This is a genomic window from Palleronia sp. THAF1 (assembly GCF_009363795.1).
In the GTDB taxonomy this organism is placed as follows: Bacteria; Pseudomonadota; Alphaproteobacteria; order Rhodobacterales; family Rhodobacteraceae; genus Palleronia.
This window is the reverse complement of record NZ_CP045420.1, coordinates 2008495-2025217: the sequence shown is the minus strand read 5'-3', so window position 1 is coordinate 2025217 and position 16723 is coordinate 2008495. Positions and strand designations below refer to the sequence as shown.

General features: G+C 62.3%; 18 protein-coding genes, 1 tRNA gene and 1 pseudogene. 14 read left to right on the top strand and 6 right to left on the bottom strand.

Translation table 11 applies throughout. The features are described from left to right. Positions 1-8 precede the first annotated feature (8 nt). From soxC to hemA, 6 genes are all read left to right on the top strand, one after another. Positions 9-1259, top strand: a complete 1251-nt coding sequence (soxC, locus tag FIU81_RS10010; RefSeq protein ID WP_124111674.1) for a sulfite dehydrogenase — start codon at positions 9-11, stop codon at positions 1257-1259. Further along, positions 1243-2691, top strand: coding sequence for a c-type cytochrome (locus FIU81_RS10005; protein WP_320414773.1), 1449 nt, complete (start codon positions 1243-1245; stop codon positions 2689-2691). Before soxC ends, FIU81_RS10005 begins: the two co-directional genes overlap by 17 nt. Next, positions 2681-3013, top strand: a complete 333-nt coding sequence (locus FIU81_RS10000) for a c-type cytochrome (RefSeq protein WP_124111675.1) — start codon at positions 2681-2683, stop codon at positions 3011-3013. The genes FIU81_RS10005 and FIU81_RS10000 overlap by 11 nt, the downstream gene beginning before the upstream one ends. A 32-nt stretch (positions 3014-3045) precedes the next feature. Next, positions 3046-4314, top strand: coding sequence for an NAD(P)/FAD-dependent oxidoreductase (locus tag FIU81_RS09995; RefSeq protein ID WP_124111676.1), 1269 nt, complete (start codon positions 3046-3048; stop codon positions 4312-4314). Positions 4315-4376: 62 nt separating this feature from the next. Continuing rightward, positions 4377-4799, top strand: a complete 423-nt coding sequence (locus FIU81_RS09990) for a DUF302 domain-containing protein (protein WP_124111677.1) — start codon at positions 4377-4379, stop codon at positions 4797-4799. Beyond that, a complete protein-coding gene (gene hemA, locus FIU81_RS09985) occupies positions 4796-6019 on the top strand; it encodes a 5-aminolevulinate synthase (protein ID WP_124111678.1) in 1224 nt (407 codons plus the stop codon). The genes FIU81_RS09990 and hemA overlap by 4 nt, the downstream gene beginning before the upstream one ends. A 1-nt stretch (position 6020) precedes the next feature. On the opposite strand, the gene FIU81_RS09980 is transcribed toward hemA, so the two are convergent. Then, positions 6021-6824, bottom strand: a complete 804-nt coding sequence (locus FIU81_RS09980) for an MBL fold metallo-hydrolase (RefSeq protein ID WP_254695892.1) — start codon at positions 6822-6824, stop codon at positions 6021-6023. Between the two features lie 390 nt (positions 6825-7214). Between FIU81_RS09980 and FIU81_RS16960 the strand changes: the two are divergent. After that, a pseudogene (locus FIU81_RS16960) lies at positions 7215-7438 on the top strand (IS3 family transposase); the annotation flags it as partial. 8 nt (positions 7439-7446) lie between these two features. Beyond that, on the top strand, positions 7447-7662 hold the full coding sequence (locus FIU81_RS09975; RefSeq protein WP_254695891.1) for a hypothetical protein: 216 nt from the start codon (positions 7447-7449) through the stop codon (positions 7660-7662). Positions 7663-7761: 99 nt separating this feature from the next. Here FIU81_RS09975 and FIU81_RS09970 read toward each other — a convergent pair. Further along, positions 7762-7835: transfer RNA gene (locus FIU81_RS09970), tRNA-Cys, on the bottom strand. Between the two features lie 132 nt (positions 7836-7967). Here FIU81_RS09970 and FIU81_RS09965 point away from each other — a divergent pair. From FIU81_RS09965 to FIU81_RS09950, 4 genes are all read left to right on the top strand, one after another. Beyond that, positions 7968-8621 carry a protein-L-isoaspartate O-methyltransferase family protein gene (locus tag FIU81_RS09965; protein ID WP_124111680.1) on the top strand — a complete coding sequence of 218 codons (654 nt, stop codon included), beginning with the start codon at positions 7968-7970 and terminating at the stop codon, positions 8619-8621. Beyond that, positions 8618-10036 (top strand): TolC family outer membrane protein, encoded by a 1419-nt coding sequence (locus tag FIU81_RS09960; protein WP_124111681.1) that lies wholly within the window; start codon positions 8618-8620, stop codon positions 10034-10036. The genes FIU81_RS09965 and FIU81_RS09960 overlap by 4 nt, the downstream gene beginning before the upstream one ends. Before the next feature lie 76 nt (positions 10037-10112). Continuing rightward, positions 10113-11042 (top strand): hypothetical protein, encoded by a 930-nt coding sequence (locus FIU81_RS09955; protein WP_124111682.1) that lies wholly within the window; start codon positions 10113-10115, stop codon positions 11040-11042. A 15-nt stretch (positions 11043-11057) separates the two neighbouring features. After that, positions 11058-11624 carry a cobalamin biosynthesis protein CobQ gene (locus FIU81_RS09950; protein WP_124111683.1) on the top strand — a complete coding sequence of 189 codons (567 nt, stop codon included), beginning with the start codon at positions 11058-11060 and terminating at the stop codon, positions 11622-11624. Between the two features lie 77 nt (positions 11625-11701). On the opposite strand, the gene FIU81_RS09945 is transcribed toward FIU81_RS09950, so the two are convergent. Beyond that, positions 11702-12019: a DUF6280 family protein gene (locus tag FIU81_RS09945; protein WP_124111684.1), complete on the bottom strand. Its 318-nt coding sequence runs from the start codon at positions 12017-12019 to the stop codon at positions 11702-11704. Positions 12020-12233: 214 nt separating this feature from the next. On the opposite strand from FIU81_RS09945, the gene efp reads away from it, so the two are divergent. Next, positions 12234-12797 (top strand): elongation factor P, encoded by a 564-nt coding sequence (gene efp, locus FIU81_RS09940; RefSeq protein ID WP_124111685.1) that lies wholly within the window; start codon positions 12234-12236, stop codon positions 12795-12797. 5 nt (positions 12798-12802) lie between these two features. Here efp and FIU81_RS09935 read toward each other — a convergent pair whose 3' ends face one another. Next, a complete protein-coding gene (locus FIU81_RS09935) occupies positions 12803-13528 on the bottom strand; it encodes a YgfZ/GcvT domain-containing protein (protein ID WP_124111686.1) in 726 nt (241 codons plus the stop codon). Positions 13529-13531: 3 nt separating this feature from the next. Next, the gene (locus FIU81_RS09930; RefSeq protein ID WP_254695890.1) at positions 13532-15286 is read right to left on the bottom strand and encodes an ABC transporter ATP-binding protein; all 1755 of its coding nucleotides are present in this window, start codon (positions 15284-15286) and stop codon (positions 13532-13534) included. Between the two features lie 76 nt (positions 15287-15362). Between FIU81_RS09930 and FIU81_RS09925 the strand changes: the two genes are divergently transcribed. After that, positions 15363-16550 (top strand): pyridoxal-phosphate-dependent aminotransferase family protein, encoded by a 1188-nt coding sequence (locus FIU81_RS09925; protein WP_124111687.1) that lies wholly within the window; start codon positions 15363-15365, stop codon positions 16548-16550. Here the strand turns inward: FIU81_RS09925 and FIU81_RS16735 are convergent. Further along, positions 16547-16720, bottom strand: coding sequence for a hypothetical protein (locus FIU81_RS16735; protein WP_172971448.1), 174 nt, complete (start codon positions 16718-16720; stop codon positions 16547-16549). The two genes, FIU81_RS09925 and FIU81_RS16735, sit on opposite strands and share 4 nt — an antisense overlap. Positions 16721-16723: the final 3 nt, after the last annotated feature.

Below are 16723 nucleotides of genomic sequence, written 5' to 3'. Positions count from 1 at the left end.
GGACAGACATGAGCGATACGTCCCGCCGCGCCTTCCTGAGAGGGGCCGCCGTCGCAGGCGCAGCCGTCGCAGGGGGCCGCGCTATGGCGCAGCAAGCCGATCCCGCGATCACCGAGATCAAGCCATGGATGCAGTACTTGGGGGAAGGCGTGGATGCCCGGCCCTACGGCATGCCATCCGAGTTTGAATCGCATGTGGTGCGCCGCAACGTGGAATGGCTGACCGCCGATCCGGTGTCCTCGGTCAATTTTACGCCGCTGCACGAACTGGACGGGATCATTACGCCCAACGGTCTGTGCTTCGAGCGTCACCACGCCGGCATCGCCGAGGTCGACCCCGCCGAGCACCGGATCATGATCAACGGACTTGTGGATCAGGAACTGGTCTTCACGATGCAGGACCTCCTGCGCTTCCCGCGTGTGAACCGGGCCTACTTCCTTGAATGCGCCGCGAACTCGGGCATGGAATGGGCCGGTGCGCAGTTGAACGGCTGCCAATTCACGCACGGCATGATCCACAACGTCATGTATACCGGCGTGCCCCTGCGGCTGTTGCTGGAAGAAGCTGGCGTGAAGACCGAGGGCAAGTGGCTTCTGGCCGAGGGCGCTGATGCGTCCGGAATGACCCGCTCGATCCCGATGGAAAAGGCGCTGGACGACTGCATGGTCGCCTGGAAGATGAACGGCGAGGCGCTGCGCCCCGAGCAGGGCTATCCTGTGCGTCTGGTCGTGCCCGGCTGGGAAGGCAACATGTGGGTGAAATGGCTGCGACGCCTCGAAGTGGGCGATCAGCCGTGGGAGCATCGCGAGGAAACCTCTAAATACACCGACCTGCTGGATGATGGCCGCGCCCGCAAATGGACCTGGGAGATGGACGCGAAGTCGGTCATCACGAACCCGTCCCCTCAGGCGCCGATCACGCACGGCAAAGGCCCGCTCGTCATCACCGGCGTCGCGTGGTCCGGTCGCGGCACCATTCCGCGCGTGGACGTCACCACCGACGGCGGCATGACGTGGCACACGGCGCGCATGTCCGGTCCGTCGATGGATAAGTCGCTGCACCGCTTCTACTACGAGATGGATTGGGACGGCTCTCCGCTGCTGCTGCAAAGCCGGGCGATGGACAGCACCGGCTACGTCCAGCCCACCAAGAACGCCCTGCGCCAAGTGCGCGGCGAGAACTCAATCTACCACAACAACGGCATCCAGACCTGGGCCGTGAACGCCGAAGGAGAGGCCGAGAATGTCGAAATCTCGTGATACTCTGAAGATCCTTGCGCCCGCTCTCTTGGGGACGACCGCGCTTTTGACGGTGGCGGCCTCGGTCGCAGACCGGATGATCGTGCATCCCGGGGATGGGTCTTATCGCATGGCGGCCGGTCAGGTGATCGCAGCGGTCGAGGATGCCGCGACCGACGCCCTGACGCCGAATGCGGCGCAGGCACAGGATACTGTGGCCGACACCACCCCCATGGCCGGCATGGCCGATGACAGCGACGCAACTGAGCCAGACGTTGCCGGATCTGCCGCGGCGGAGGCAGGCGGCGAGATGCCCGCGACCACTCCGCTGGCCGGTATGGCCACAGCCGACGCTTCAGAGGCTACCGGCACAGACCTTGCCCGCGACGGAGGCTTCGGCCTTGGCCGTCCCGCGCTGGAAGCGGAAGTGGCGGCGTGGGACATTGATATCCGCCCCGACGGAACCGGTCTTCCGGTGGGTTCGGGCGACGTGTGGACCGGGGAAGAAGTCTGGGTGGACAACTGCGCCATGTGCCATGGCGACTTCGGCGAAGCCGTAGGCCGCTGGCCCGTCATCGCTGGCGGCTGGGACACGCTGGACCGTGCGGATCCCGTGAAAACCGTCGGCAGCTACTGGCCCTATTTGTCGACCGTCTACGACTACATCTACCGTGCCATGCCTTTCGGCAACGCGCAGTCGCTGGAGGCCGACCAGGTCTATGCGCTGACGGCCTATATCTTATATCTCAACAACGTGGTGGAAGACGACTTCGAGCTGTCGAACGAGACCTTCCTCGACGTTCAGATGCCCAATGCCGACGGCTTCTTCCTTGATGATCGCGCCGAGACCGAGCTGACCCTATTCTCTGCCGAGCCGTGCATGACGGACTGCAAGGATGCGGTAGAGATCACGATGCGCGCCGCTGTGCTCGACGTGACGCCGGAAACAGAGGAAGCCAAGGTCGAAGCGGCCGCCGAAGCTCCCGTCGCGGCTGTGAGTGCAACGGATATGGCCGTTGAGGGCAACGCCACCGTTCTCGAAGTGGCCGAGGCAGAAACTGCTGAACCGGAGGTTGCCACCGAAGGGACGGTGGAAGTTGCCGCTGAAGCCGAGGAAGTTGCGGCACTTGATCCCGAGATGGTCGAAGCGGGAAGCAAGGTGTTCCGGCAATGCCAAGCCTGCCACGCGGTAGGTGAGGGGGCCGCGAACAAGGTCGGTCCGCAACTGAACGGGGTTGTGGGGCGCACCGCAGGATCGGTGGAGGACTTCCGCTACTCCAACGCCATGATGGACGCCAATGCCGAGGGCCTGATCTGGAACGCCGAAACGCTGGGTGCCTATCTCGAAGATCCGCGCGGATACATGAAGGGCACCAAGATGTCCTACCGTGGTTTGCGCGCAGAAGAGGATCGGGCGGCGATCATCGCCTTCCTGCAAAGCCATGCTGACTAAGGCCGTGATCCTCGGAGCGGTGGCCGGACTTCTATCCGGCCCCGCCAGCGCTGCAGACGACGCCGCAACGCTCGACGCGCTCATGGCCATCGAGGGTGACGTCGAGTGGGGCGAATACCTGAGTGGCGAATGCACCGCGTGCCATGCCGCATCCGGCGGGCGCATCCCGCCGCTGAGCGGATTGCCCCGCGAATACATGCTGTCTGCGCTGCATGACTACAAGATCGGCTACCGTGAGAATGCCACGATGCAAAACGTCGCCGAAGCGCTAGGCGACGAAGAGCTTGCAGCACTCGCCGCCTATTTCGAAAGCGTCGAATAGCGGCGCGATCGTGTCTTTGGGAGGAGACCAACATGACTTTGAACAGACGGACATTTATCGGAACAGGTGCCGCATTTGCCGCCACCTTGTCGGCCCCCATGGTGATGGGCCAAGCGCGTTCCCGCGTGGTCGTCGTTGGCGGTGGAGCAGGTGGTGCCACGGCGGCGCGCTACATCGCGATGGACAGCGATGGCGCTATCGACGTGACCCTGATCGAACCTTCGCGCACCTACTACACCTGCTGGTTCTCGAACCTTTATCTGGGCGGTGTGCGCACGTTCGACAGCCTTGGTCACACTTACGGTGGGCTCGCCGCCAACGGGATCAACGTGGTTCACGACTACGCGTCCGGCGTGGACCGCGATGCCAAGACCGTGACACTCGCCGGCGGTGGGACGATCCCTTACGACCGGCTGATCCTGTCGCCCGGCATCGACTTCAAGGAAGGCTCTGTCCCTGGGTGGGATGTGACAGCCCAAAACGCCATGCCCCATGCTTACAAGGGCGGCAGTCAGACCCAACTTCTCAAGGCGCAACTGGAAGCCATGCCAGAAGGCGGGCGCTTCATCATGGTCGCGCCCCCGAACCCCTACCGCTGCCCGCCGGGTCCGTACGAGCGTGTCTCGATGGTCGCGAATTACTTCAAAGAGAATAACCCGACGGCCAAGATCCTGATCGTGGATCCGAAAGAAAAGTTTTCGAAGCAAGCGTTGTTCGAAGAGGGTTGGCAGAAGCATTACTCTGGCATGATTCAGCGCATCGGCCCCGATTTCGGCGGCGCGAATGTCAGCGTGAATCCTGCCGAGATGACCGTTGATGTCGATGGCGTGGTCGAGAAGGGCGATGTGGTCAACGTGATCCCCGCGCAGATGGCCGGGAAGATCGTCCACAGCGCGGGCCTGAACGATGGTGACTGGGCTCCGGTGAATGCCGAAGACCTGTCGTCGAAGATGGATGAGAACATTCACATCCTGGGCGACTCGGCAGCACAGGGTGACATGCCGAAATCCGGTTTCTCTGCCAACAGCCAGGCCAAGGCCTGCGCCATGGCCGTTCGTGCGGCCCTGACCGACAGCCGCGCCTTCCCGCCGAAGTTCTCGAACACCTGCTGGTCCCTGATCCATGCAGGCGAGCAGCCTGATGGCGTGAAGGTCGGCGCGAATTACGAGGCGACGGAAGAGAAGATCGCCAGCACCGGCGGTTTCGTCAGCCAAACCGGCGAAGACGCGACGACCCGCGTCGATACCTACCGCGAAAGCCTGGCGTGGTACGATGCGATCACGTCCGACATGTTCGGTTGACCCGTTCTTTCGGGCGGGCCGGTAGGTCCGCCTGTTTTCATTTACGATCTAGGAGACGACCCATGCGCCTTGCCGCTCTCGCACTCGCTTGCCTGCCCAGCCTCGCCACCGCTCAGGACGTTGTGTCCTACGACTATCCCGGCAGCTTCGAAGATGCCGCCTTCGGTGTGGAAAGCGCCATTGTGAACCGTGGGCTCGTCCTCGATTTCGTCAGCCACGTCGGGGAGATGCTCAATCGCACGCAGGAAGATGTCGGCGGCGAGCAACTCTACACCGAAGCCGATATCTTCGTTTTCTGTTCTGCCGTGGTCAGCCGCGAGGTGATGGAAGCCAATCCTGACAACATCGCCTTCTGCCCCTACGGCGTCTTCGTTGCCGAGCGGGATGGGCAAGTCCGGGTCGGCTATCGAACCTATCCCGACGGCCCCATGGATCAGGTCGAGACCCTTTTGGATGGCATCGCACGAGAGGCAGCGGGCCAGTGAATTTCGACGATTTCTGCCGCTCTGAAATTACCAGGCTTCACTCGGAGGGGAACTACCGTGTCTTCGCTGAACTGGAACGCCACCGCGGTGCCTACCCCGACGCGACCCGCCACGAGGATGAACGCCAGAGCAAGGTGACAGTCTGGTGCTCGAACGACTACCTTGGGATGGGGCAGCACCCCGCCGTCCTGTCCGCGATGCACGATGCGCTCGACAGTGCGGGGGCAGGCGCAGGGGGCACCCGCAACATTTCTGGTAACACGCGGTATCACGCCGCGCTGGAAGCCGAACTTGCCGATCTGCATGGCAAGGAGGCAGCGCTAGTCTTCACCTCGGGCTATGTTGCCAACTGGGCGAGCCTTGCCACCTTGGCCTCTCGCATGCCCGAGTGTGTCGTGCTGTCTGATGCCAAGAACCACGCCAGCATGATCGAGGGCATTCGCCACTCTCGCGCAGAGACGCGCATTTGGGATCATAACGATCTTGAGGATCTGGAGCGGCACCTTTCGGCCATCCCGAGTGGCCGCCCGAAGATCATCGCATTCGAAAGCGTCTATTCGATGGACGGGGACATCGCCCCAATCGAAGGTATCTGCGATCTTGCAAAGCGCTATGGCGCACTGACCTATCTGGACGAAGTCCACGCGGTCGGCCTGTATGGACCGCGCGGCGGCGGGGTGGCCGAAGAACGCGGTCTGGCCCACCGTATCGACGTGATTGAGGGTACGCTTGGTAAAGCCTACGGTGTGATGGGTGGCTACATCGCGGCATCTGCCCCGATCGTCGATTTCGTCCGCAGCTTTGCCAGCGGCTTCATTTTCACGACCGCCTTGCCTCCAAGCGTTGCCGCCGGGGCTTTAGCCGCCGTGCAGTATCTGAAACACTCCGATACAGAGCGGCAACAGCAACGCGCGAATGTCGCCCGGTTGCGTGCGCGATTGGATGCCATCGGACTGCCACATCTGGAGAACGACAGTCACATCGTCCCCGTGATCGTCGGGGACCCGGTCAAGTGTCGGTATATCGCGGATCTTTTGCTGGACCGTTACGGTATCTACATTCAGCCGATCAACTATCCGACGGTGCCGAAGGGAACGGAACGCCTGCGGATCACGCCGTCGCCCGTCCATTCGGAGCAAGACATGGATCGGCTGGTCGCAGCCTTGGAAGAGCTATGGTCGACCTGTCAGATCGCCCGCCGCCCCGTGGCCGCGCAATAAATCAGCCGGCGTTCCAAGCGAAGCGATCTTTGTCGCGCGCGAACCTGCCGATGCCTCCACCGGGCAGATGGAATCCCACGGCCTGCGTCTGTTCTTCTGCTAGGCGGTTCAGAAGGGCGACACGCGTCTCGGCACCGATTTCGGGATCTTGGTCGGCGGGTGCGTGCAATTCTGGTCGGGCGAGCGCGACGTGAGCGTTTCCGATGGCATCGCCGATCAGGAAAACGCGCGCGTCCCCTTCGGACAATTCGAACGACATATGACCCGGAGTGTGACCGGGGGTTATAACGGCTTGCACGCCTGGCAGAATTTGCTCGCCATCGCCGAACGTCTCAAGGCGATCACCTATTAAGTCGATACGGCGGGTCGCGCCCGCAGCGAAGCTTTGACGCTCTGGCGCGATGGTGTTCACCGTATCGGGATCGGTCCAGTAGCGTAGCTCGTCGCCGCCCATCAGGTGCTGTGCGTTCGCGAAGATAGGCTCGTCGAAATCATCCAGGACGCCCCATAGATGATCGGGGTGCGCATGAGTGAAGACGACATGCGTGATGTCTTCGGGCGCAACACCAGCCGCTGACAGAGCGTCGGGCAGCTTTCCAGCTGTTGGCATGAAGCCAGAGCCTGAACCGGCGTCGAACAGCACCACCGCATCATCAGTGCGCAGCAGGGTCACGTTGCAAGGCGGCTCCAGCCCACCCGCCACCATATCGGCATTGCCGAGAATTATATCGACATCCGAACGGTCCAAGGATCCATAAAGAAAACTCTCCGGCAGGCTTAGATGGCCATCGCTCAAGGTGATCACCTCTGCAGTGCCTATCGCCGTTCGGCTCGATGACCAGACACGACCCCCAACGAAAGATAGACTGCCGGCGGACAAACCGGCACAGAAACCTCGGCGAGTGAGCATGGGGTCGATCTCCTGAAAAACACATTCACATAGTCCCATATGTCGTCTCGCATGTCATGGACTTATTGGTAACGGGCGCGTCGAACCTGTACGCGAGGAACCAGTCTCTGCTCGCCATGGCGCACTGATACCGTCGGGGTTGGAGTTCCCCCGCTGAGGTGCTCCACCTTTTGGGATAGGAGTATCCCGTTTTCAGGAGCACGACGAGATGGCTGGCAAACGAAAGAAGTCCGAGGATATCGTGCTGAAGCTGCGGCAGGTTGAGGTGCTGCAAGGTCAGCGAAATCCTACGACTTCGATCAGGACTGGACGCACGACGGACAGGCCTTCCGCACGCTCGATATCATAGACGAGGTCATGAGGAATCGCTGGCGATCCGCGTCAAACGCAAGCTCAACTCCATCGACGTCGTCGACGCCTTGACCGATCTGTTCATTCTGCGCGGATCGCCGGGATATATAAGGTCTTACAACGGCGTAGAGCTTATTGCCAAAAAGGTGCGTGCCTGGCCGAAGAGATGCGCAATGTTAAAGGCCAAATGCAGCATCCCGAAGCGTCGAAGAACGTTACCCACGGGCTGCGCAAGAACGCTACCATCGAACTCTATCGTGCAGGCTGCGATGACGAGGTGGTCAAAGCGGTCGCCGGGCACTCAGGTGTCGAGATGCTGAAAAAAATACTGTGGGACGGTACGTTAGCGCGCGCTGGCAGCGCGGGCACAAGAAGCCGATAACAAGATGGAACAGAACAGGGCAGGCACATGAAAGTTTCAACGGCTGTTTCAATTTTCAAGAAAGAGACAAGCAGGGTGACGCAAGTGCTTGAAAATAAGTGGAGGCGAGTACCGGAATCGAACCGGTGTACACGGATTTGCAATCCGCTGCGTAACCACTCCGCCAACTCGCCGCCTGTGGTCTGGGCGGGGTCTAGCCTGCGTGATCGGGTGCTGCAAGAGGGCGCGGGTCGCGTTGAAGGCGTTGCTGCCCGCCACGCTATGTGGCATCCATCGGTCATCCTCTCTGCCACAAGGTCAGCCCTATGCCAGACTACGCAACGCGCCGTCGTATGATGGTCGACACGCAGGTTCGCCCCTCTGACGTGACGCTCTTTCCGATTATCGAAGCGATGCTGACGATCCCGCGCGAAAACTTCGTTCCGGATCGCCTGCGTGAAGCGGCTTATCTTGGAGAGAACCTGCCCCTTGGCCCCGGTCGCACCATTCTGGAGCCGCGAACGTTGTCGAAGATGCTGAACGCGTTGAACATCGGCCCGACCGATCTGGTGCTCGATGTGGGGGCGGGCTTCGGCTACTCAACCGCCGTCATCGCGCAGCTGGCGCAGGCTGTCGTGGGTGTCGAAGCCGACACGCCGCTGGTGAAAGAGGCCGAGGCCGCGCTGGCGTCCGAAGGGATCGACAACGCCGTGATCGAAGAAGGCGCACTGGCGGCTGGCGCGCCGTCGCACGGTCCTTACGATGCGATCGCGATCCAGGGGGCTGTTCAGCAGATTCCCGACGCTTTGACCGACCAGCTTGCCGAGGGTGGGCGCATCGCCGCGATCTTCGTCGAAGACCGGCTTGGAACGGTTAAGATTGGTGTGAAAGCGGACGGTCAGATCAACTGGCGTTTTTCGTTCAATGCCGGCGCGCCGGTGCTGCCCGGCTTTGCGCGCGACGCGGAGTTTTCGCTATGAAGGGCGGTCGCGCACTTCTGTTCGGGGCGGCGCTGGTCGCTGGTCTGGCCGGGCCGCTGGCCGCGCGGGCCGAAACGCTCGCCGATGCGTTCATCTTGGCCTATCGCCATTCTGGACTGCTGGACAAGAACCGCGCTGTGCTGCGTGCCGCGGATGAGGACGTGGCGCAGGCGCTTGCCTCGCTGCGGCCTGTCCTGAGCTATACGGCGCAGGCTACGCGGACGTATACGTTCCCGAACGATACGCCGGGGGGAATTAGTTCAAGTGGTCTGCCAACAAGCCCGCGTGGAGATACCGTAACCGACACCGCGTCGCTCGGCATCTCTGGCGAACTGTTGCTATGGGACGCAGGCCGTACGCGCCTTGGCGTCGATGTCGCGCGAGAGACGGTCCTTCTGACCCGCCACGCTTTGACGCAGGTGGAACAGCAGGTCCTGTTCAACGCCGTCAGCGCCTATCTTGCCGTGATCGAGGCACAGGCCTTCGTGAACCTGCGCCAGTCCAACGTACAGGTTCTGAACGAACAGTTGCGTGCCTCGCGGGAGCGATTCGAGGTCGGTGAAGTCACCCGTACCGACGTGGCGCTGGCCGAAAGCCAGTTGGCCGCGTCGCGCTCGGATCTCTCTGCCGCATTGGGCGATCTGGAGATTGCGCGCGCGCAGTATGTGCAGGCCGTGGGCCAGAAGCCGGGCCAGCTGCAGCCTATCGCCACGCCACCTCGCACCGCCACGTCGTTGGACGCCGCGCAGGCCGTCGCACGCCAGACCCATCCGAACATTCGCCGCGACATGCGGGCCATCACGGTGGCCGAACTGAACATCCTGCGCGCGGAAGCGGCAATGAAGCCGCGCATCGTGGGGCAGGGCTCGCTTCAGATCGATCAGGACTATACCGAAACCGCGCGTCTGGGCGTTCAAATGACCGGCCCGATCTATCAGGGCGGTGCGCTAACCTCTGCGTATCGGCAAGCTGCTGCGCGCCGCGACGAAAGCCGCGCCGATCTGCATATCACCGTTGATGACGTGCTGAACCAGGTTGCGCAGGCTTGGGCGCAAAGCGAAGTCGCGACCGCCCGCATCGCGGCGGGAGAGTTGCGTGTTCGCGCCGCCCGCGTTGCTTTTCAGGGCTTGCAGGAAGAGTTCGGCCTTGGCGCGCGAACGACGCTGGATGTGCTGGACGCCGAGCAGGATCTGCAGGACGCGCGCGCGGCGTTGATCTCGGCGCAGGTTGCCGAAATCCGTGCGGCCTACCAGATACTGTTCACAATGGGCCTGCTGACCGTTGAGCATCTTGGGCTGGGCATCACGACCTACGACCCGGAGGCCTATTACAACGCGGTCAAGGACGCGCCCGTGCGGAAAGTCAGCCCGCAGGGTGAGCAGTTGGATCGTATTATCAAGTCTTTGGGCCGTTAACGAAAACTGCATCGTTGTGTGAGAGACCGGGTCGGCCTATGCTGGAACGGGCAGTCAAGAGCCGTGAAGGTGCGCCATGTCAGAACCGTTAAGCTCGGGAGACGTCGAACGCGTCCTCGCCAATATTCGCAAGCTCGTCTCGACGCAGCCGACCGAACGCAAAGCGACGCGCGAGCGCTTGATGCTCACGTCCGACCTAAGGGTTCCGCAGGAGGAAGCGGCTGTAACGCCGGAAAAGGGTTCCGCTGCGCCAGAGCCTGTTGAACGGCCTGCGCCGACTGTGGACGGTCCCGCGATCGACCAATCGCTCGAATCGCGCATTGCACAGCTGGAATCCGCCGTTGCCGCCGAACAAGGATTCGAACCGGATGGAAGCGAGGCGCAAGAGCCGCCGCTTCCCGGTGCCATGCCTGATTTGGCCGCTCGTTTCGCCGAAGATGAGGGTGAGGAGGGCGAGGCTTCCGACGCTGATATGGCGCCGACTGCACCTACGAACATGGTGCCGGCGGACGCAACGATGTCCCAAGAACTGGACGCCGATCTACCGGTCGAAGCGCAGACGGCGCTACCCGCAACGCAAGATGATAACGTATCGGTGTCGGATAACTGGGCTTTCGATATTCTTCCTTCAGCCGATGAGTCGGCCGCGCAGCCTGCCGGTTTGACCGATGCGCAGTCCGAGGCCGAGGTGAGCTTGGCTGAAAAGCATGTCTTCCACGGCGATCCGGTGGACGACCTGAACGCACCTGAAGCACCGTTCACGGAAGCCGAAGAACAAGAGCCTGCAGCGGGCCTGCATTTCATCCATTCCGAGCCATCGCGCAGCACCATCGAAGCGACCGACGACGAAGATACCGTGATCGACGAAGAGCTTCTGCGAGAAATGATTTCCGAGATCGTGCGGGAAGAACTCGCCGGTGCGTTGGGTGAGCGAATCACGCGCAACGTGAAGAAGCTGGTCCGGCGCGAGATCATGCGCGCCCTGTCGGCCCGCGAATTCGACTAGGGTAGGCGCGCGGGGATGAACACGCCCGCGCATCTGATCATGGGGGCCGCGGCCTTTGGTCGTCCCGGACAGAACACGGTGATTGCTGCGGCACTTGCGGGTGGCTTCGCACCCGACCTGTCGCTTTACCTGATGGCTGGCGTGGCGTTGTTCGTGATGAGCATTCCTGCCGAGCAGGTTTTCGGCACGCTTTACTATTCGGACACCTGGCAAACCGTCTTCGGCATCGACAACAGCTTTGTGTTGTGGGGCATCGGACTGGCAATTGCCGTTTGGGCTGGATCGCGGTGGGCCGTCGCCTTTACGGGGGCCGCCTTGCTGCATCTCATTTTCGACTTCCCGCTGCACAGCCATGACGCGCGAATGCACTTCTGGCCGGTGACGGACTGGAAGTTCCACTCTCCGATTTCCTACTGGGAGGGGCGGTCGGGAGAGGTCTGGAGCCTGATCGAGACTGGTCTTGTTGTCGTCATGTCGGTCTGGCTGATCTGGCGCGATTTCTCGTTGCCTTGGCGACTGACCTTCGGCGCGCTGGCTATCGCGCAGCTTGCGCCGTTCCTGATCTGGCGCTTGGTCTTCTGACACAAGAAAAGCGCCGCAGGAGCAGGCTGCGGCGCTTTCCGGTGTGCAAGGCGATGGCAGTCGCCCGGCGTATGAAATCAGGCGGCTTCGGCCTGAGCGGCGTTGCGACGCTCGCTTTCTTCGCGGCTCAGAGCGACGGACGTGCGAACGCCCTTCTTCACGAACTCCATCAGGCCGGCCACGACACGCTCGTTGGGGTCGATGCCAGCACAGCTTAGGACTTCGCGACCGTCCCGCGAACGTGCCCAGCGAGCGATCTGCTCGGGTCCGTTCCCGTATTTCTTGTCATCCGCGATCGCGTCATCGAGCGCAGCCAGCACAACGGCAGCAAAAAGCTTGCGCGCGCGGTTCCCCTGCTCGTGGTTGAAAGCGGTTCCATCAACGAAGTCGGCCATTCGTCGTTCCTTGTTCTTGGTCTTGGCGGTGGGCGTGACGCACCTTATGACGGTTTTGCGACACAATTTGTTATGCCAATTCGGAATGCCACACATGCGCTGGGTGCATGGCGAACTGGCGAGATCGGCTAAATAGGCTGTGTTGCGCTACACTTGATGGGTAGATATAGGCTCCATCAATCTTCCTTCAACCTTTTGCCATGGTTTCGCCTTAATGCCGAAGATCAACGGAAACGAGATTCGCCCCGGTAACATACTGGAACACAATGACGGCCTTTGGGTCGCTGTCAAAACCGACCACGTAAAGCCCGGGAAGGGCGGCGCTTTCGCGCAGGTTGAGTTACGCAACCTTCGTAACGGGTCAAAACTTAACGAACGGTTTAGATCCGCAGATAAAGTCGAGCGCGTTCGTTTGGAGCAGAAGGATCAACAGTTCCTGTACGAAACCGACGGTATGCTCGTGTTCATGGACAATGAGACCTTCGAGCAGATCGAACTGCCCGCCGACATTCTTGGTGACCGTCGTCCGTTCCTTCAGGACGGCATGACAATTCAGATCGAATACTACGAATCAGAAGCATTGTCGGCGACCTTGCCGCAGAAGGTGACCTGCACCGTGGTGGAGACTGAGCCGGTGGTGAAGGGTCAGACCGCTGCCAACTCTTTCAAGCCGGCCATCTTGGACAATGGCGTGAAGGTCATGGTGCCGCCTTTCGTCGGGCAGGACGAGGAGATCGTCGTCGATACCGTCGCGATGGAATATTCCGAGCGGGCGTAATCCCGTTAGGCTTTGATCTTGGCGCCGTCCGCGACCAGCGGGCCGGTCGCCCGGTCAAAACGCAGCCACGCAAGGGCGCGGTTGGCTGACGACGTGAACAGTGTCCCTGCTGGCTTGCCGTCTTCGGTCGTGATCGGCGTGCCGGGCGCCGCCGTGCCGTCGATGCCGACGGCCCGCAGCCCCTTTTTCAGCTCGGTCTTGTGCTTCATGCGCGCGGTCACCTCCTGCCCGACATAGCAGCCCTTGCGAAAGTCGATGCCGTTCAGCCGGTCAAGTCCCATTTCCAGCGGAAAACTGTCGTTCTGGATCAGTTCGATCCCGCTTTCGGGCACGCATAGAGCCACGCGCAGCGCATCCCAATCCGTCCCATCGTCGCCCGCCGCGCCGATCTGTCGCCAGCCCAAATCGGGATGACGTGGGTCGGGCAGGGCGCCTTCGGGTGCCTCGCCGGTTCCGCGCCCGACAGGAAGGTCGGTTACCGCGATCTCTACTTTCCGGCGCAGGCGATAAATCGACAGCCGCTGGGCCAGCGCCTCTGCCATGTCGGCGGGTGCGTCGATCAGCAGCGCGTCACCGTCGTGCGCCACGAAGAAATCGAACAGATACTTGCCCTGAGGTGTCAGCAGCGCGGCGTAGGTCAGCCGGTCGGTCCGCGTCACGTCATTGGTCACCAGATCCTGCAGGAAGGGCACGCGGTCAGGGCCGCTCAGCGAAAGCACGGTGCGGGTCATCGGCTAGTCCTCGTCCTTGAATTGCAGATGATAGAGGTCGGCATAGCGGCCGCCCGCTTCAAGGAGCTCTTCATGCGTGCCCTGTTCGACGACGCGGCCCATATCCATCACGACGATCTTGTGCGCGTCGCGGATCGTGGCCAGCCGATGCGCGATCACCAACGTCGTGCGGCCCTGTGACGCGTGCTCCAGCGCCGTCTGGATCAGCCGCTCGGACCTTGCGTCGAGCGCGCTGGTTGCTTCGTCCAGCAGCAGGATCGGCGTGTCGCGCAGAATGGCGCGGGCGATAGCGACCCGTTGCCGCTGGCCACCCGACAAGGCCGATCCACGCGGACCGGCAAGGGTGTCCAAGCCGTCGGGCAGGGTGTCGGTGAAGTCCGACACATGCGCGGCCTCCACTGCGGCCCGTAGATCCGCGTCCGAGACCTCGCGGCCCACGGTGATGTTCTCGCGTATGGTTTCGTCGAACAGCAGGGCGTCTTGCGTGACGACCGACATCAGGGCGCGAAGGTCGCCCAACTCCATGTCGGTGATGTTTGTGCCGTTGATGTATGTGGCACCGCTGTCTGGCTCGGCCATGCGGGTCAGCACGTTGAAAATGGTGCTTTTGCCGGCCCCCGACGCACCGACCAATGCGGTGACGCGCCCGGCTTCTGACACGAAGCCCGCGTCGGTCAGCACCTGCGTGTCGCCGTAGGACAGGGTGACCCCGCTAAGCTCGACCCGCGGGGCGGGAAGGCCGCTGGCCGGGGGCTTGGTGGCTCCGGACACCTTCGGCTTGAGGTCAAAGGTACTGTAGATCTTGTCCAACGAGATCGCGGCGACCTGGAACGACCCCGCAAGCGTGCTGAGACGGCGCAGGGGCTGGAATGTCAGGATCATCGCCGCGAAGAAGGACATGAAGTCACCGACCGTCTTCGTGCCGTCTACGATTTCGGCTCCGCCCAGGATCAAGACGGCGAAGAAGCCCACTCCGGTCATCACGTCGATCAGGCCGGGCATGGTGGCGCGACCGGCGGTCGAGCGGACTTCGGCGCGCACGATCCGCCGCACCAACGTGTCGAAGCGGCTGACCTGATAGCGCTCCATCCCGTTCAGCTTCACCGCGCCGATGCCGTGGAAGATCTCGTCCAACCGCTTTGCGCGCTCGTAAGAGGTATTGCGCGTCTGCTTCGTCTTGTTCCGCACATAGCGCTGCAGCACCACCATCGGCCCGATCAACAGTGGCACACCGACCAAGGCCGCCAAAGTCCAGATCCAGTCGATCGAGAGAGCAACCACGAGCAGCGATCCCAAAGCCACTGTGTCGCGACCGGCGGCCTGAATGACCGACAGCCAGATACGCTGAACGGCCGCCGTGTCGCCTTGAACGCGCTCTATCAGGGCGCCGGGGGCATTGTCCTGGAAGTAACTCATGTCCAGCGTTGTCAGATGCGCCAACAGGTCGACCTGCATCGTCGTCGCCGTCTTCAGCGCCACTCGTGACATAATGATCTGCGACACAACGCCTGTGACGGCCCGCACGACAAAAAGGCTGAGGATCGCAAGCCCCACCCACCAGATTGCGCTGGCTTCTCCGCCGACCAATACACGGTCGAACATGGGCTTCAGCATCCAGCTGAGCAGGCCCACAGTCGAACCCTCGATCATCATCAGGACGGCTGCGAAGGCCAACCACCAGCGGTGTGGGCGGACGTAGTCCCGCCACAAGCGCCCCATATGTGCGAAGGCTTGATTTGGCGTGCGGTTGTTGAACATGGGCGCGAGGTAGCGCGGATCGCGGCGAAGGGGAAGCGATTGACGCCCTCGATGACCGTGCCTAACGCTGCACGGTATGAGCTTGCACAACGGTCGCCCCCACCTCGCCATTCCCGGTCCATCGGTCATGCCCGACAGCGTTCTGGCTGCCATGATGCGGCCTGCGCCTAACATCTATGAGGGCGATCTGGTCGATATGACGGCGACCATCGTCGCGGACCTCAAGCGCGTCGCGCGCACAGAAGCGGGCTGTGCGATCTACATCTGCAACGGGCACGGCCTGTGGGAAGCTGCGCTTGCCAATGTGGTGACCCCGGGCAACTCGGTTCTGGTGCCTGCGACGGGTCGCTTCGGGCACGGCTGGGCGGAAACAGCACGCAGAATAGGCGCGGACGTGCACTTGATCGAGTTTGGCAAGCAAAGCCCGGTGGACCCAGAGCGCGTGGCCGAAGCCCTGCGCGCCGATAAGGATCACCGTATCAAAGCGGTGCTGGCGGTCCACGTCGACACATCGACCGGCATCCGCAGCGACATTCCCGCCTTGCGCCGGGTGCTGGATGAAACCGGGCACCCCGCGCTTTTGATGGCCGATTGTATCGCGTCACTCGGCTGCGATCGGGTCGAGATGGACGCCTGGGGCGTCGACGTGCTGCTCGCCGCAAGCCAGAAGGGACTGATGACGCCGCCGGGCATTGGCTTTTTATGGGTGTCCGACAAGGCGCAGGCTGAGCGTGTGAATAGCGTGAGCGCTTACTGGGACTGGGCGCCGCGCATCGCTCCGCAAGGCTACTACCAGCACTTCTGCGGCACCGCGCCGACGCACCATCTGTTCGCCCTGCGCGCCGCACTCGACCTGCTGATGGAAGAGGGGATGGAGCATGTCTGGGCGCGCCACGAAACCTTGGCCCGTGCCGTCTGGGCGGCCTGCGAGGCATGGGGGCAGGCCGGACCGCTGACGGTGAACGCGCCGGTGGGCGCGCGCAGCAATGCGGTAACCGCCCTACGTCTGGGTGGCGCTCTGGCAGACAGCTTGCGCAAATGGACAGCGGAAGAGGCTGGGTTGACCTTGGGCATCGGCCTTGGAATGGCCGAACCGGGCGATCCCGATTTCGGTGGCTTTTTCCGGATCGGGCACATGGGCCACCTGAACGCCCATATGATCCTTGGAACGCTGGGTGTCATCGAAGCGGGCCTGCAAGCCTGCGACATCCCCCATGGGGAGGGCGGCGTGGCTGCGGCCGCGCGAATCTGTGCCGGTCGCTAAGACTCGCGACGTGCACCGATACGGGTGATCCCCTTATCGGCGGCGTAACTCACCCCAAGCGCCGCCAGAAGGCCGACCAACGCCCAGACGACGATAAGGGCGATGAACACCAGCGGCGCAAGCGACACGAGGAAGGCGTTCGTGTAATTCGGGGCGGGTTGACGGTCCATGAT

Coding starts and splice junctions, on each gene's coding strand:
- FIU81_RS16735 (WP_172971448.1), bottom strand. CDS start 16,720: ATGGACCGTCAACCCGCCCCGAATTACACGAACGCCTTCCTCGTGTCG.
- FIU81_RS09965 (WP_124111680.1), top strand. CDS start 7,968: ATGCCAGACTACGCAACGCGCCGTCGTATGATGGTCGACACGCAGGTT.
- FIU81_RS09995 (WP_124111676.1), top strand. CDS start 3,046: ATGACTTTGAACAGACGGACATTTATCGGAACAGGTGCCGCATTTGCC.
- FIU81_RS09960 (WP_124111681.1), top strand. CDS start 8,618: ATGAAGGGCGGTCGCGCACTTCTGTTCGGGGCGGCGCTGGTCGCTGGT.
- FIU81_RS09950 (WP_124111683.1), top strand. CDS start 11,058: ATGAACACGCCCGCGCATCTGATCATGGGGGCCGCGGCCTTTGGTCGT.
- FIU81_RS09990 (WP_124111677.1), top strand. CDS start 4,377: ATGCGCCTTGCCGCTCTCGCACTCGCTTGCCTGCCCAGCCTCGCCACC.
- FIU81_RS10005 (WP_320414773.1), top strand. CDS start 1,243: ATGTCGAAATCTCGTGATACTCTGAAGATCCTTGCGCCCGCTCTCTTG.
- FIU81_RS09930 (WP_254695890.1), bottom strand. CDS start 15,286: ATGTTCAACAACCGCACGCCAAATCAAGCCTTCGCACATATGGGGCGC.
- FIU81_RS09955 (WP_124111682.1), top strand. CDS start 10,113: ATGTCAGAACCGTTAAGCTCGGGAGACGTCGAACGCGTCCTCGCCAAT.
- FIU81_RS10000 (WP_124111675.1), top strand. CDS start 2,681: ATGCTGACTAAGGCCGTGATCCTCGGAGCGGTGGCCGGACTTCTATCC.
- FIU81_RS09945 (WP_124111684.1), bottom strand. CDS start 12,019: ATGGCCGACTTCGTTGATGGAACCGCTTTCAACCACGAGCAGGGGAAC.
- soxC (WP_124111674.1), top strand. CDS start 9: ATGAGCGATACGTCCCGCCGCGCCTTCCTGAGAGGGGCCGCCGTCGCA.
- FIU81_RS09935 (WP_124111686.1), bottom strand. CDS start 13,528: ATGACCCGCACCGTGCTTTCGCTGAGCGGCCCTGACCGCGTGCCCTTC.
- efp (WP_124111685.1), top strand. CDS start 12,234: ATGCCGAAGATCAACGGAAACGAGATTCGCCCCGGTAACATACTGGAA.
- FIU81_RS09975 (WP_254695891.1), top strand. CDS start 7,447: ATGCGCAATGTTAAAGGCCAAATGCAGCATCCCGAAGCGTCGAAGAAC.
- FIU81_RS09925 (WP_124111687.1), top strand. CDS start 15,363: ATGAGCTTGCACAACGGTCGCCCCCACCTCGCCATTCCCGGTCCATCG.